Source organism: Acetobacter thailandicus, from assembly GCF_011516655.1.
Taxonomy (GTDB): domain Bacteria; phylum Pseudomonadota; class Alphaproteobacteria; order Acetobacterales; family Acetobacteraceae; genus Acetobacter; species Acetobacter thailandicus.
The window spans coordinates 1-10,557 of the sequence record NZ_WOSV01000021.1 but is presented as its reverse complement, the minus strand read 5'-3'; the positions used below and the strand labels follow the sequence as shown (position 1 = coordinate 10,557).

At 44.0% G+C, this 10,557-nt stretch carries 15 protein-coding genes and 2 pseudogenes; 12 read left to right on the top strand and 5 right to left on the bottom strand.

Features of this window, described 5'->3' with window-relative positions:
- From GOB58_RS12510 to GOB58_RS13245, 7 genes and pseudogenes are all read left to right on the top strand, one after another.
- Positions 1–99: pseudogene (locus GOB58_RS12510) on the top strand (IS5/IS1182 family transposase); the annotation flags it as partial.
- 165 nt (positions 100–264) lie between these two features.
- Complete coding sequence (locus tag GOB58_RS12505) at positions 265–642, top strand: hypothetical protein (RefSeq protein WP_173560412.1); 378 nt, start codon at positions 265–267, stop codon at positions 640–642.
- A 394-nt stretch (positions 643–1,036) separates the two neighbouring features.
- Entirely contained in the window at positions 1,037–1,336 is a 300-nt protein-coding gene (locus GOB58_RS12500) for a helix-turn-helix domain-containing protein (protein WP_173560411.1), read from the top strand.
- A gap of 235 nt (positions 1,337–1,571) precedes the next feature.
- Entirely contained in the window at positions 1,572–2,069 is a 498-nt protein-coding gene (locus GOB58_RS12495) for a helix-turn-helix domain-containing protein (RefSeq protein WP_173560410.1), read from the top strand.
- Between the two features lie 282 nt (positions 2,070–2,351).
- Positions 2,352–2,987, top strand: coding sequence for a ParA family protein (locus tag GOB58_RS12490; RefSeq protein ID WP_173560409.1), 636 nt, complete (start codon positions 2,352–2,354; stop codon positions 2,985–2,987).
- Positions 2,984–3,310, top strand: coding sequence for a ribbon-helix-helix domain-containing protein (locus GOB58_RS12485; protein WP_173560408.1), 327 nt, complete (start codon positions 2,984–2,986; stop codon positions 3,308–3,310). The genes GOB58_RS12490 and GOB58_RS12485 overlap by 4 nt, the downstream gene beginning before the upstream one ends.
- Before the next feature lie 113 nt (positions 3,311–3,423).
- A complete protein-coding gene (locus tag GOB58_RS13245; RefSeq protein ID WP_265793372.1) occupies positions 3,424–3,690 on the top strand; it encodes a recombinase family protein in 267 nt (88 codons plus the stop codon).
- Here the strand turns inward: GOB58_RS13245 and GOB58_RS12475 are convergent.
- A pseudogene (locus tag GOB58_RS12475) lies at positions 3,628–3,952 on the bottom strand (transposase); the annotation flags it as partial. The gene GOB58_RS13245 and the pseudogene GOB58_RS12475 overlap by 63 nt on opposite strands.
- A 105-nt stretch (positions 3,953–4,057) precedes the next feature.
- A protein-coding gene (locus GOB58_RS12470) for an IS5 family transposase (RefSeq protein WP_173560407.1) occupies positions 4,058–4,821 on the bottom strand; the annotation gives its coding sequence in 2 pieces (ribosomal slippage) (positions 4,058–4,488 and positions 4,488–4,821; 765 coding nt in all).
- 123 nt (positions 4,822–4,944) lie between these two features.
- On the opposite strand from GOB58_RS12470, the gene GOB58_RS12465 reads away from it, so the two are divergent.
- Positions 4,945–5,787: a glycosyltransferase family A protein gene (locus tag GOB58_RS12465; RefSeq protein ID WP_173560406.1), complete on the top strand. Its 843-nt coding sequence runs from the start codon at positions 4,945–4,947 to the stop codon at positions 5,785–5,787.
- Complete coding sequence (locus GOB58_RS12460) at positions 5,784–7,718, top strand: HAD family hydrolase (RefSeq protein ID WP_173560405.1); 1,935 nt, start codon at positions 5,784–5,786, stop codon at positions 7,716–7,718. The genes GOB58_RS12465 and GOB58_RS12460 overlap by 4 nt, the downstream gene beginning before the upstream one ends.
- Before the next feature lie 93 nt (positions 7,719–7,811).
- Here GOB58_RS12460 and GOB58_RS12455 read toward each other — a convergent pair whose 3' ends face one another.
- Positions 7,812–7,979 carry a hypothetical protein gene (locus GOB58_RS12455; RefSeq protein ID WP_173560402.1) on the bottom strand — a complete coding sequence of 56 codons (168 nt, stop codon included), beginning with the start codon at positions 7,977–7,979 and terminating at the stop codon, positions 7,812–7,814.
- 273 nt (positions 7,980–8,252) lie between these two features.
- On the opposite strand from GOB58_RS12455, the gene GOB58_RS12450 reads away from it, so the two are divergent.
- From GOB58_RS12450 to GOB58_RS12440, 3 genes are all read left to right on the top strand, one after another.
- Complete coding sequence (locus GOB58_RS12450; protein WP_173560404.1) at positions 8,253–8,813, top strand: recombinase family protein; 561 nt, start codon at positions 8,253–8,255, stop codon at positions 8,811–8,813.
- A 218-nt stretch (positions 8,814–9,031) separates the two neighbouring features.
- On the top strand, positions 9,032–9,271 hold the full coding sequence (locus GOB58_RS12445; RefSeq protein ID WP_173560403.1) for a ribbon-helix-helix domain-containing protein: 240 nt from the start codon (positions 9,032–9,034) through the stop codon (positions 9,269–9,271).
- Positions 9,253–9,693, top strand: a complete 441-nt coding sequence (locus GOB58_RS12440; protein ID WP_265793373.1) for a putative toxin-antitoxin system toxin component, PIN family — start codon at positions 9,253–9,255, stop codon at positions 9,691–9,693. Before GOB58_RS12445 ends, GOB58_RS12440 begins: the two co-directional genes overlap by 19 nt.
- A 92-nt stretch (positions 9,694–9,785) precedes the next feature.
- Here the strand turns inward: GOB58_RS12440 and GOB58_RS12435 are convergent, their stop codons facing one another.
- Together GOB58_RS12435 and GOB58_RS12430 are read right to left on the bottom strand one after the other, a co-directional pair.
- Positions 9,786–10,043 carry a conjugal transfer protein TraD gene (locus GOB58_RS12435; protein WP_173560413.1) on the bottom strand — a complete coding sequence of 86 codons (258 nt, stop codon included), beginning with the start codon at positions 10,041–10,043 and terminating at the stop codon, positions 9,786–9,788.
- 64 nt (positions 10,044–10,107) lie between these two features.
- Positions 10,108–10,467 (bottom strand): conjugal transfer protein TraD, encoded by a 360-nt coding sequence (locus GOB58_RS12430; protein WP_173560414.1) that lies wholly within the window; start codon positions 10,465–10,467, stop codon positions 10,108–10,110.
- Positions 10,468–10,557 lie beyond the last annotated feature (90 nt).

Genomic DNA, 10,557 nt, shown 5'->3' with positions numbered 1-10,557 from the left:
GACTGGCGACGGGTGGCAACACGATACGACCGCTGCGCTCATACCTTCATGTCCGCAATCCATATCGCTGCAAGCTTCATCTTCTATCTCAAAGAATGAGTCCTGAGCCTAATTTTCTGTCAGATTAAAAGTCGTGCTGAACAAAAGGGGCGTGATGTACAGACCATCGTTCAGCCTTTAGTGCATGACCATAACCTCTATCTTGTTACGGAAACGGGCGCAACGATACGTAAGATCCGTGAGAGCGATGGCCGGGTAATGTTTATGATACCTGCCGGGATTGAGAGTGTTCGACTTGTTTCTTATGCCAGTCGCCCCTGTGATGTTATTGGTCCGTTTGTCGATGATCGCAGGAAACTTGGTGTTCTTGTAGGTAGCGTGATGCTCTGTGAAGGAGATACAACTATTACACTGACAGATCACTTGCAGGATCCTGAACTATCAGGGTGGAATAATATAGAAAGCGAGACAGCGCGCTGGACAAAGGGTAATGCGCTCCTAAAGCTGGGGAAACGTCTGATGGGTATTATTGCTTTGATGGCAATAGATATCCATGCAGGAGGTCCGTATATTTTAGATGATAATTTGATTGGGTCAATCCGGAACCACGGTGTATCAAGGGCTGCATGGTGGTTTTTTTGAGAGAGTTCAGATGTGACAACATGCGGGCTATGAAGTTGTCCCGCTGGAGATGATCTTATTATTATCTCTTTCCAAAAATACGGCAATGCCGTATAGAGATTTATGCATTCAGTTATAGAAACCCCGATTTTTACCAAGAGGGCAGATGTTCTTTTAAGTCGTGAAGAACGGGCAGAACTCATTAGGCTGCTTGCTGAGAACCCGCGTCAAGGAGACGTTATCCCCGGAACTGGTGGCGTTAGAAAGCTAAGGATTGCAGAGGCCGGCGAGGCAAGAGAGGCGGCGTTCGGGTCATCTGGTATGTCGAGAGTGACCGAATTCCTGTTTATGCTTTGTTGATTTACGGCAAGAATGAACAGGGCGATCTTACGCCAGATCAGGGAGGGACTTAAATATGGCAGAGAAAATGAACATTTCCGATGAACTGCTTGCCTCCATGGAGCAGGCTGTGGGTATTGCCGAAGGGACTGTAAATCCCGGTCGTAGCTGGATGCCTCCTAAAATCAATGTTGCCGATATTCGGAAGCGGACTGGTCTGAGCCAGGTGCATTTTGCCGCGCGATATGGTTTCAGTGCTGCCGCTGTGCGTGACTGGGAACAGAAGCGCCGGACGCCAGAAAAGGCCGCCCGTACGTTGCTGATGCTGATTGATCAAGAGCCGCAGGCTGTTGAGCGTGTGCTTGTTGGCACCTAACGCCCTTGCCAGACTCATCTTCACAGATACATAATGCCTGAAACGACGAAGCCCTCGGAGCTGCAAACTCCGAGGGCTTCAAAATCTCGCTCCCCGGCGAGGTGGACTTGATGCAAGAGGTGGTGGAACACCCGTTGCGTCCAATGCTGGTATTGTAAGGATAACCGAAGTCGGTTTCAAGCCTTAGATCAGCAGGAAAGAGGAAGCCTCGCCTTTTTTGAAAGGCTTTTTGGTTATGACCTCTTTTGCTTCTACTCTCTGGACACTCACACAAGCCCGCCAGATCACAGGTAAAACGCACCTTGTCTTGCAGGCGCTTGCCAGTTTCGAAGGGTATCGTGGCCTTTTTCCCTCCCACGAAAGTATTGCATCGCGCGCTGGGTGCTCTGTCAGAACCGTTATACGGGCCTTAGAGACTGCTTACCGGTTGGGGATAGTCGAACGGATGCGGCAACGTCAGAGGGTATCAGGGCGCATCTGTAACAGCGTTAATCGGTATCGTTTGATCAACAATCCCTTGGAGCAGGCTAAGGTCGCAGCAGCACATTACACGCAGAAGCTGAAAGATGCTCTTGCCCGCAGAAAACAGGAATTTCTTTCTAAGTGCCAAAATGGCAGCGAAATCTACTCTCAGAGTAATTTCTTTAATACAGAACCACTTTCAGGTGCAGGAATGTCACATAATGACCTGATACGATGGTGTGAAAGTATAAGATATCGAGGCAGCACCTAGTCTCACTTCTTTCAACATACCAAAAACCATCACCGTATAGCTCAAGAATAGAGAGCCTGTGAGAAAGCACGGTCTTACTCACATTTCATACTCAATAGAAGAGCTATGAAAACGAGCTGTATGTCTCTTTTTATGGTGTAAGAATATTATGTTAGTTGTGAGCAGGACAGGTGAAGTTACGTAACCACTAAGCGACCACAACTTCACGCCCTGCTTTATTCGCCTACCGGCTCAATAGGATATTGAACACATGAACACCCATTCACCCGAAAAGGCGAAACCATGAAAACGGGAAAGATTGTGGTCATCTCAAAGCTGAAAGGCGGTTCAGGTGCGACAACACTCACCCGGGAACTGGCTACGGCGGCGCTAGATGTAAAGCAATCGGTTGCTATCATCGACCTTGATGCACAGGGTAGCTTAACGAATTGGTGGAACCGTAGGACAGCAGCTAACCTAGACGCAGGACCTAAGCTAATCCAGTTATCCCCCGAAAGGCTACCTGATATGATGGAGAAGCTACGGGACAAGTTTGATCTTGTTCTGATCGACACACCACCAAGTACCCATGATGCCTTGCGGAAGATTGCCAGCAAAGCAGATATGGCCGTGATACCTACCAAACCAACTCCGGACGATCTGGACGCCGTAGGGCCGGTTATTCGTCAGCTGCGCGGTGTTGTGCCTATCACGTTTGTGATTAGTCAGATCACCAGCAAGCGCAGCCCTGATGCAGTGGAGGCGACCGAATTACTTTCCGCCAGAGCGCCGGTCATAGGTCGCACCGTCATTCGCGTGGGTTACTATCGGGCAGCCGGTGCGGGACAATCTGGGTTCGAGACTGACAAGACTGTCAGAGAAGAAATTACCACCGTCTATGATAACCTCATGGCCCTGTTAGGAGATTACCACGCATGAGCAAGCGGCCTACCCTTGGTTCCATTGGCCTTGATCTGGACGATATAGAGGCCAAGCCCGCCAGTGGTCTGAAAGTAGCAGCCTTCCATGAGCAAGCGCCTACACAGCCGCTACAGGATACACCGGAGGCATATGTCAAAGACAAGGCGGTGAATATGACGGTCTATCTCTTGCCGCATGATCACAAGCGACTGAAACAGCTTGCCGTTGAGCATGATACTACCATTCAAGCGTTAGTCATGGATGGGCTGGATGTGATCTTAAAGGACAACGGGCAGGAACCGCTCACCCGCTGGAAAACCAGACGTAAGACGAGAAGGTGAACACCTTATAAGCTTAACACCCGTTCAAGTTTTCGGGTGAATGGGTGTTAAGTCGACTGTCAGCATTGCATCCAATGCTGACGTTCGAAGGGAATGCTTCGCCCATGTAGACGATGATCCTGCAAGTGATGGGTTCTTTCGCTCAATTCGAGCGGTCCTTAATCAAGGAACGCCAACGCGAAGGGCAACAGGCTGCCAGAGCCAAGGGAAAGCTATCCGGACGCAAAAAATCCCTGTCACCGGAACAGATCACGGCACTCAAAGCCAGGTTTTCTGCTCATGAGCCAAAAGCCCAAAATCAAGGTAAATCAATAGTTCTTCGATCCGTTCTTTCTTTTCGTGCCATCATACCCGGCGTGCGATCCACTTTTCGGTATTGAGCGCAGTGTTCGGCTGCCGATAATAGCCACTGTCGGTTCAGCCTGTTTTCCTGCAGCCAGCCACAGTCCATGGAGGAAGATCGTTCGGCATCACCAGCCACGCAATACCGTAACGAATCACATACCGAAGACCGTTGAACAGATCCCGCAGATCATAATGGCGTTGCTCAGCATCTTCCTTCATAAGAAGGAAATAAGGAACAATCAGAGACCACTCTTTATCACTGATATTAGACGGATATGATTTACGTGCAGTATTCATCCATTTATTCTGCAATAATCATTACAAAAATTACATAAATATTTCCAAGACAAAACCAAAAGTGGTTTCAAACAATGTCATCAAATTTGCAACTAGGCTCAGGACTCATTCTTTAAGATAGAAGATGAAGCTTGCTGCGATGTGGATTGCGGACATGAAGGTATGAGCGCAGCGGTCGTATCGTGTTGCCACCCGTCGCCAGTCTTTGAGCTTTGCGAACATGTTTTCGATCAGGTGACGCTTTTTATACAGATGCCAGTCGTAAGGTGGCTTTGATTTCCGGTTCTTCTTCGGCGGAATACAGGCTGTGATAGTGCGTTCTGCAAGCCATAACCTGATCCTGTTGCTGTCATAGCCCCTGTCCCCGATGATTTCTTCTGTCTTAGCGGGTAGATCTGCCAGCAGCACGTCTGCGCCTTTGAAGTCACTGACCTGCCCTGCAGTCAGATGCAGGCGGACAGGCCGCCCCTGATCGTCGCACATAGCATGAAGTTTTGAGTTCAGACCGCCTTTTGTGCGTCCGATATGGCGGGGAAAAGCCCTTTTTTAAGCAGAGAGGCTGCCGTTCTGTGTGCTTTGAGATGTGTGGCATCGATCATCAGGCGCTTCGAACGGCCCGCCTGTTCTGCAAGGGCTGTAAAGATCCTGTCAAAGACACCCAGGCGGCTCCACCGGATAAAGCGATTATATAAAGTCTTGTGCGGGCCATACGCTTTGGGAGCATCTTTCCACTGAAGCCCGTTGCGGATCACATAAACGATCCCGCTCAGAACACGCCGGTCGTCCACGCGTGGCACGCCGTGTGCAAGAGGAAAAAACGGCTCAATCCGCTTCATCTGGCTCTCAGACAGTAAAAATACATTACTCACAGGCTCATTCTCCATCGGTAAGACTGTTGAATCACAACAACTCTCTCATCGCAATAAATTAACAGGTCCTGAGCCTAAAACTGATTTTTGGTTCAACCTCTAATTTTATAATGTGTGAATTGCATGAGTGAAGAAGTTATAATTATTATACGCCATAAAAAAGGTCGTAAGCGCCTATTAAAAAGGTCGCTTGATTCAGTAAAAAATCAAACTTATGAGAATATATCTTTATCCGTATTATGTATGGATTTCTCTAAAAATGATTTAAAAGATAATTCTTATTTATCTGAACTTAATTTGGATTTCTCATCTTTAATTAATATAGAAGATTTACTTTGTTTTTTACAGAAATCTCATGCTAAGTTTTTATGTTTTTTAGATGATGATGACTCATGGGCGCCAGAATATATATCCAGACTTATTAGTGTACTAATAAAAACAAATAATAAATACTCACAAGTTAATGCGATTTCTTGCCACTCAAATAAAGTTAATGAAATCTGCGAAGGAAATAGAATTATTATAAATGACACACAACCTTGGAATCATTACATTCCCACAGGACCTATTGATTTTGATTTATTGTATTATATAAACTCAATACCTTTATCCTCTTGTGTTTTTTTTAAAAAAATAGCTGTTGATTTGTTATATAATCATAACGTAAATAGTCCTGTATTTTTTTGGCCTTTTATAATTGATTTTTTATCAAAATATGACCTTTGGGTTATCAATGAGCCTCTTTCTTTTTATCATTTTAGGGAAAACTTAGACTATGAGTTTGGTAATTATTCAATTATCAATAATGAAATATTAGAAATTGATTATACTCTAAAGTTGAGATCATTAATGAGAAATAACTCCAATTCATTATTATTAAACTCACTTTTATATAAAATAATTAATAAAAATATACATCATAAATTATCTTACATTGAAGATAAGATTAAAGGAATGGTTAAATGAGATTTGATAATTTCAACGTTATAAGCTTTGATATATTTGACACATTAGTTAGTAGAAGACTTTTTCGTCCCAAAGATCTTTTTTCACTAATGCAATCAAAAATTTCTGTAATGGATTGTTTTTTACAATTAACTGAAATAATTGATAATTTTTCTGAAATTCGTATACGAGCAGAAAGTGATGCTCGAGAAAGACGAGTCAAGCTCTTAGGTAAAGAATCTGAAATTCTTATTTCTGATATTTATCATGAAATTTTCATTAGATTTCCCAAATTATCACCATTAATGATAGATCTTTTAATTGAGTTGGAAATTGAGTGTGAAAAAGAAGTTTTATACAAATGCCCCAAGGGGGAAGATATCTTCAATAAGGCTCGCCAAACAAAATCAAAAATAATTTTAATTAGTGATATGTATTTACCATCTAATAATTTAAGAAATTTATTATGTCATTGTGGTTATAATGTTAATGGAATAGATATTTTCTCCTCTGGGGAAGAGGGAGTGTCAAAGCATAGTGGATATTTATACAGTAAAATTAAAAATAAACTAAATATTAACGAAAAATTTTGGCTGCATATAGGTGATAATAATTATGCAGATATTAATAATGCGAAAAAACACGGGATAAGCACGCTGTTAGCGGATTGGTCTGAATATAATATTGAACGTTCTTATCACTGGAAATCAAAAGATGTCATTGGGGAATCTTTATATAAATCATTAAATCTAAAACAAGCGTATTATCATTTTGATAATAACCCATTATCAGAGATAGGGTTTAAGGTTTTTGGCCCTTTACTTCTTGGATATATATCTTGGCTTACTTCGCAGCTTAAAAACCATAAAATAGATAAGGCGTTGTTTTTAGCTCGAGATTCCCACTTAATTCATAAGATTTATAATCAATATTTTTCTAAAAATAGTGTAGAAAGTGAATATATTTACTTATCACGTGCATCTACTTATATGTTGGGAATTACTGATTGGCCTATGCATCGTATCTGGCATTTATTTGGAGGAAAGAATAAAAAAAATCTAACAAAAATTCTATCTATTGTTGGGCTTGATGCAAAGAATTTCCTAGGCGATATTCACAATGTAGGTTTTCCAGATGAGAATTATATTCCGAGTAAACATGACGGGCATAAGGTTCACTGGCTGATTAATAAGATATTCCAGCAAATATTATTGAAAAATACTTCAAATAGAAATATTTTTTCTGATTACTTTAAAAAATCATGTGATGGAAAGAAAAATATTGCCTTAATAGATGTTGGTTGGATGGGTAATATACAGTCTGTATTTTCTAGATCATTAGGAAATGAGTGGTCAAAGAAAAAAATAAGTGGATTTTACTTAGCTACATTTGATGGTGCTAAAGATAATAAGTCACTTTACAATAATATGTATGGCTGGCTGACAAACTATGGTGAACCCCAAGATAAGCAAGAGATGTTTTTGGCTGGCGGCGTAGAGCTGATGGAATTTGCAATGGCTGATAACACAGGGTCAACATTAGGTTATGAAAAAACGGTTGATGGTATTGTTCCAATACGTGATAAAACCAGTGATTCTGAAATAGATTATTTACAGAAAGCTAAATTACTACAAAAAGGAATTTTATCTTTTTTTGAATATATAAGTCCTCTATTATCAGATGGGAATTATGATTCTTTCAATAGTTTGGTTCTTTCTGATCCATTCTTTGAATTGGTGAGTAATCCGAGTTACAAGCAAGTACAAGCCTTAGCGTCGTTAACTCATGCTGATTCCGCTGGTTCAAATTCTGAGAGGCTTGTGCTTGCTTCAAAGATTTCTATCAAAAATAGGTTATTCCCTGGTCCTATTTATCAGGAGGGGTTATCCAATAGTTATTGGAAAGAGGGTTTCAGAAAACTAAACAGAAAAAAAATTTGGAGCAGACAATAACTATCTCAGTATCAGCCTCAATTTTTTCTCTATGGAGGAGTATGACTTGGAGGGATCGAAGAACCCTTAATTAATGTGCCTAGCCGGTAATTTCTAGCTTTTGGCGATTTGATTGACGGCGCTTTGGGTCACTTTTGACATGCGTTTTGAACGGTAGGCTGTGTCTGCCCAGACAGTTGAGGCTGTATTGTTTTTATCAGGCAGGCCCTCTCTCAATCGCGCGAGCCGCTCTTCAACATCAAAGAAACCAGATTGCTTCATCTTCCATGCCCGCAATCAATGCAGAAGTGATGGAATCACACAGAGAGACTTAAATCCAGTGGGTTTTTCGATCCCTCCATCCAGCAGCTACAGAGCGTAGCCGCCGATGGTGGCCATTTGGTTGACTGTCAATATAGCAAACTTTTCCGGACAGATGACCTGGTGGCAGGAAACCGTATTTCTGATATGTCAGTAAAATATAATAAAATAATTTATTGACATACTGTCATGATATATCTTTAAAATTTCCTTACATATAAGGAAACATTTATCATGGCCGGCCAGATTGTCGCATATGTTCGGGTTTCGTCAGCTGATCAGTGTACTGACCGTCAGACATTTGAAGGTGTATCAGTAGATAAAACATTCACAGACAAATGCAGTGGTGGCACCAGAAACCGTCCTGCCCTTAGTGAGATGATGAGATATGTGAGGGAAGGCGATACGATTGTTTGCCACTCTATCGATAGACTTGCGCGTGATCTTGGTGACCTGATGCATCTGGTGCAGACCCTGACGAGGCGCGGTGTCAGCGTTCGGTTTATTAAAGAAGGTCTGACATTCACCGGAGAAAACAACCCCATGCAGGATTTAATGATGCAGATTTTTGGGGCAGTTGCGCAATTCGAGCGAGCACTCATACGGGAGCGTCAGAAAGAAGGTCAGATTGCCGCCCGGGCCAAAGGCAAGGTTCCGGGCCGCAGGCCTAAACTGTCACCAGAACAGGTCATAGAGTTGCGTAAGCGCGCTATCTCTCATGAACCCAAAGCTCAGATTGCACGTGACTTCAAAATAAGCCGGGAAACACTTTATTCGTATCTAAAGACTTCCTGAGGCACAGGCCACGATAGTCAGTAATCGTCAGCTGATCTTTCGATCCTCCAGATCATTCACAGGATTGCTCAGATGGGCAAATGATAGTCCGGGGTGATTGATTTTCCAGACCTGACCATAAGATCGCTGCGCAAGGATTTCAGTCTTTACCAGAAAGCAATATAGAAAACCGGCAAGATCGGTGTATAAGTGTTTATCTGCATATATGGAGGTAAGTTATGTCCACCACCCGCTGGAATATCGCAGTTTCATCTGAAGTGGATCAGTCTGTTCGTATGTTTCTCGCCGCTAAGGGCGGAGGACGTAAAGGTGATCTATCCCGTTTTATCGAGGATGCTGTAAGATCCTATCTGTTAGAGCAGGCTGCAGAACAGGCTAAAGCGGCAACTGAGGATATGAACGAGGCTGAAATAACCGACCTGGTCAATGAAGCTGTGCAGTGGGCACGTGGACACTGATGCGGGTTGTTCTTGATACCAATATCCTTGTTTCTGCTCTGATATATTCTCGTGGTGCTCCTGATGCGATTTATCGTGCCTGGCGCGCGAACCGGTTCGACCTGGTTACGTCCACAACCCAACTTGAAGAACTCAGGCGGGTCAGTCGCTATCCCAAACTCCGACCGATTCTGCCGCCTCATCGGGTCGGAGCGATGATTAACAACATGCGCAAAGCGTCTGTGGCCAGGCAACTCCCTGCCTTGCCGGCTGACGTGACCATCAGCGATCCGGACGATGCCTTTCTCCTGACAATGGTACTGGCATTCGATGCGGACTATCTTGTAACAGGCGATCATCGTGCAGGTCTTCTGGAGAAGGGGTTCTTCCAGAGAGCACGCATTGTGACGCCCGTAGATTTCTGTTCCATTGCTCTTGGTTGAGTATTTCAGGTCGACGTTCGGTCAGACCTGAAATATACGCTTATCAGCATCAGGATTGTCCGGTTATTCCTGTCTGTCTGGCATGTTATTCGTTATGGATTTTCTTTCCTTCCTGCATGCACTTTTTCTGCATCGAAAGCATTTAGTCCTGCGCGCCTCCAGCGTGTTTTCAGGTCAGCTGGCGTGGTGTCACTATCTCCCTGAAGCTGCCGCGCAATGTCCTGAAATGCCCCGAGCATAGTGGCGCGGTCATCATCGGTCAGATCAACCAGTCCCGCCTTACTGACCAGCCCTCCCAGTTCAATCAGATGACGGGTTCTCTCCCGTCGTGCCTTCGCCTGATCGCGCATGTCGGTACGTGCCTTTCGTGCCTGATAACGATGGATCAGGGCTGCCTGTTTTCTGATCCGTCTTTCAAGCGTCTGTAATTCCGTTCTGATCATTTCCTGATCCCTTCCGGACGGTCTTTTTTGCACCTGCGAGAAAGAATGCTGTCCCCCGCTCAGTCCACCTCGCGACGGCTTCAGGTTTACCATCTGCCTGTTCAACAGCCGCAAGCAGTACCCCGGCCAGTGCTTCGATGGACAGGGTATCAGCTCCCGTTGCCCCGACCAGTTCGCCGAGCTGAAGTGTTCTTTGTACTTTAAGCTGCTTCGCCTTTTCCTGAAGTGCTTTCAGTTCAGCATCAATGTCCCGTGGTTTACGCATTTCAGGTCCCCTGTTCTTTTGGTGTGTAGCATACTCTATCATACAGACGAGAACCGCGTCACTTATCCTGCGTAATCAATTTCTGTGGCGTAATCATGTTTAAGTGCGCGCTTATACGTCACTGCGTGACGTGCGCTTATTGTGTGTGCTATGATT

Coding starts and splice junctions, on each gene's coding strand:
- GOB58_RS12435 (WP_173560413.1), bottom strand. CDS start 10,043: ATGCGCGATCAGGCGAAGGCACGACGGGAGAGAACCCGTCATCTGATT.
- GOB58_RS13245 (WP_265793372.1), top strand. CDS start 3,424: ATGATCCTGCAAGTGATGGGTTCTTTCGCTCAATTCGAGCGGTCCTTA.
- GOB58_RS12460 (WP_173560405.1), top strand. CDS start 5,784: ATGAGATTTGATAATTTCAACGTTATAAGCTTTGATATATTTGACACA.
- GOB58_RS12495 (WP_173560410.1), top strand. CDS start 1,572: ATGACCTCTTTTGCTTCTACTCTCTGGACACTCACACAAGCCCGCCAG.
- GOB58_RS12445 (WP_173560403.1), top strand. CDS start 9,032: ATGTCCACCACCCGCTGGAATATCGCAGTTTCATCTGAAGTGGATCAG.
- GOB58_RS12465 (WP_173560406.1), top strand. CDS start 4,945: ATGAGTGAAGAAGTTATAATTATTATACGCCATAAAAAAGGTCGTAAG.
- GOB58_RS12455 (WP_173560402.1), bottom strand. CDS start 7,979: ATGAAGCAATCTGGTTTCTTTGATGTTGAAGAGCGGCTCGCGCGATTG.
- GOB58_RS12505 (WP_173560412.1), top strand. CDS start 265: ATGATACCTGCCGGGATTGAGAGTGTTCGACTTGTTTCTTATGCCAGT.
- GOB58_RS12485 (WP_173560408.1), top strand. CDS start 2,984: ATGAGCAAGCGGCCTACCCTTGGTTCCATTGGCCTTGATCTGGACGAT.
- GOB58_RS12500 (WP_173560411.1), top strand. CDS start 1,037: ATGGCAGAGAAAATGAACATTTCCGATGAACTGCTTGCCTCCATGGAG.
- GOB58_RS12450 (WP_173560404.1), top strand. CDS start 8,253: ATGGCCGGCCAGATTGTCGCATATGTTCGGGTTTCGTCAGCTGATCAG.
- GOB58_RS12490 (WP_173560409.1), top strand. CDS start 2,352: ATGAAAACGGGAAAGATTGTGGTCATCTCAAAGCTGAAAGGCGGTTCA.